Origin of the sequence: Streptomyces sp. NPDC005774 (genome assembly GCF_042871645.1) — a bacterium.
Taxonomy (GTDB): Bacteria; Actinomycetota; Actinomycetes; order Streptomycetales; family Streptomycetaceae; genus Streptomyces; species Streptomyces pratens.
The window spans coordinates 1-1981 of record NZ_JBIAIV010000133.1; the positions used below are offsets into that span (position 1 = coordinate 1).

Annotated in this window: 2 protein-coding genes; one reads left to right on the forward strand and one right to left on the reverse strand. The window is 68.1% G+C overall.

Translation table 11 applies throughout. From position 1 onward, the window contains the following. Window positions 1-559: 559 nt before the first annotated feature. Window positions 560-1126: a hypothetical protein gene (locus ACFYQA_RS39430; protein WP_388928656.1), complete on the reverse strand. Its 567-nt coding sequence runs from the start codon at window positions 1124-1126 to the stop codon at window positions 560-562. A gap of 308 nt (window positions 1127-1434) precedes the next feature. Between ACFYQA_RS39430 and ACFYQA_RS39435 the strand changes: the two genes are divergently transcribed. Continuing rightward, on the forward strand, window positions 1435-1857 hold the full coding sequence (locus ACFYQA_RS39435) for a transposase (protein ID WP_388928658.1): 423 nt from the start codon (window positions 1435-1437) through the stop codon (window positions 1855-1857). The last annotated feature ends 124 nt before the right edge of the window (window positions 1858-1981 follow it).

Here is a 1981-nt window from a genome sequence, read left to right on the forward strand (position 1 = left end):
TGGAAGCGTCAGAACTCCCATCATCCCAGGTCAGCGGGCACCTCTTCTGATTTCTCCGTCCACAGCCCGACCGCTACGCGGTGGATCGAGGCTGAAGGCTGTCGCAGAGAAGGGCGGGAAGGTCAGCAGCCGTCGGCGCGGCGACGTCATCAGCACAACCGACACCCGGGCCGGCGGCGGGTGATGGCGGACCTCTTACCTGCGATCCCTCGGCATTCATACCAGCAGACCACCTGGGGATCCATCACCTCATGACAGTGAAATCCGATGCCCGTGTAATCCCCGTGTCAGCGACGGGCCGTCACATGCCTCCACGGTGACCAGCGGAAAGATGACCGGCAGCGGCCGACGGCGACTGCCGGCCACCGGCACTGACACGAAGCCGACACATCGCACCGGGTGGACGAGGACGGCGGCGCCGTCGCTGACGGTTTCGGTGACGGCCTGCCAGAGTTGGTCGCATACGCGGGCAGAGACTGCTCCAGCAGGGCGGACGACATCACGCGGGCGGGTACCTTCCCCAGCACGTTGTCCTATGCCCCGGTACGGCATCTGCGCGTTATGCAGATGCCTCGTCCACGCCGAGGTCACTACGCATAGCACCCCGCAAATCGGACAACAGCGCCCATGAAATCTCTGTCTCAGCTTCTAGGGCATCGAGCTGGCTGTCGCTGGCATGACCGCCTGCCAGCAGGCGTTTCAGCAGGCCGTAGGTGTCGTTAAGCTGACGACTCGCCGCCCGGGCGTCTGTCATCACTGTGGCGGGCACGATCATCTGCGCTTCGGCGTAGCTGTCGCGAAGGGCCAGGCGCCGCACCTCGAGCTGCTCGGCACAGGCCTGGATCTCTGCGTCGTCTCGAGCCCGCAGCGCATGCATCAGGTTGATCTGCGCGGTCTGGGACTGACGTGCCGTGGTGTTGAGCGAGATGTAGCAGGTCCGTCGCAGATCGGTCAGTTCACGTCGTGCCGCGATGCGTGCTTCTTGCTGCCGGACTTGTTCGGCGTGGGCACGGTCCTCGCGCTGCTGGTGGGCGGTCGCTTCCAGTTCGTGGCGCTTGAGTCGGTCGGCTCTGCTCTGTGTCAGCAGGGCCGCGCCCAAAGTGCCAACGACGCCGACGATCGCCACAGCGAGCGCACCCCAGGTTTGCCCCACAGTTCCCACCCCACGTTCGACAAAACGGCGCCCCGGCACCCTGCGCCCGCACCGCGCCCGCATACATCGTGGCGATCATAGGGTTTTCTACGGTGGCTCGCCGCCCGGCTGTACAGCGCCGTCCCGGCGGCGCGTGGGAAGGACTGAACCTCAGCTGCGGCTCCCGGTACGTGCATCACGCGGAGCGGACACCGAGCAGGCTCTGTCTGCCCGGTTTGTATGCCGCGCCCAGAGGGCCCGTACGGTGAACGGTAGAACTCCCAAGTCAAAATCGACAGTTGATGACTGACGTGACGAGTGACATCGAGGCCGGGGAGGCCGCCGTGGACGCGACGAACGCTGTGGATGACGGGCTGGTCGCCGAACTGGTGCCCCGGGCCCAGGCCGGCGGGGTGAAGCTGACCGGGGAGAGCGGTCTGCCGGCCGGGCTGACCCGGCGGGTCCTGGAGTCCGCGCTGGAGGGCAAGCTCACCGATCACCTGGGCCACGAGCCCGGTGAGCGGGCCGAGGGCGGGCTGGACAACCACCGCAACGGCCACCGGTCCAAGACGGTGACCACCGAGGCCGGGCCTGTTCAGCCCGCACCACGGGCAGAACCGCGGGAGAGCGCCGTCCGGACGATCGACATGCTCGACTCCCATGACGCGCCACCTCCCCCGGGAGTTGATACCCACGAGCTGCTGATGTCCACGATCCGCGGTTGACTGATTTCCCCGGAAGCTGAACACCGGCGTGGGGGGGCGGGGGGGGGGGGGGGGGGGGGGGGGGGGGGGGGGGGGGGGGGGCGCGCGGGGCGGGGGGGGGGGGGGGGGGGGGTGGGGGTGGGGG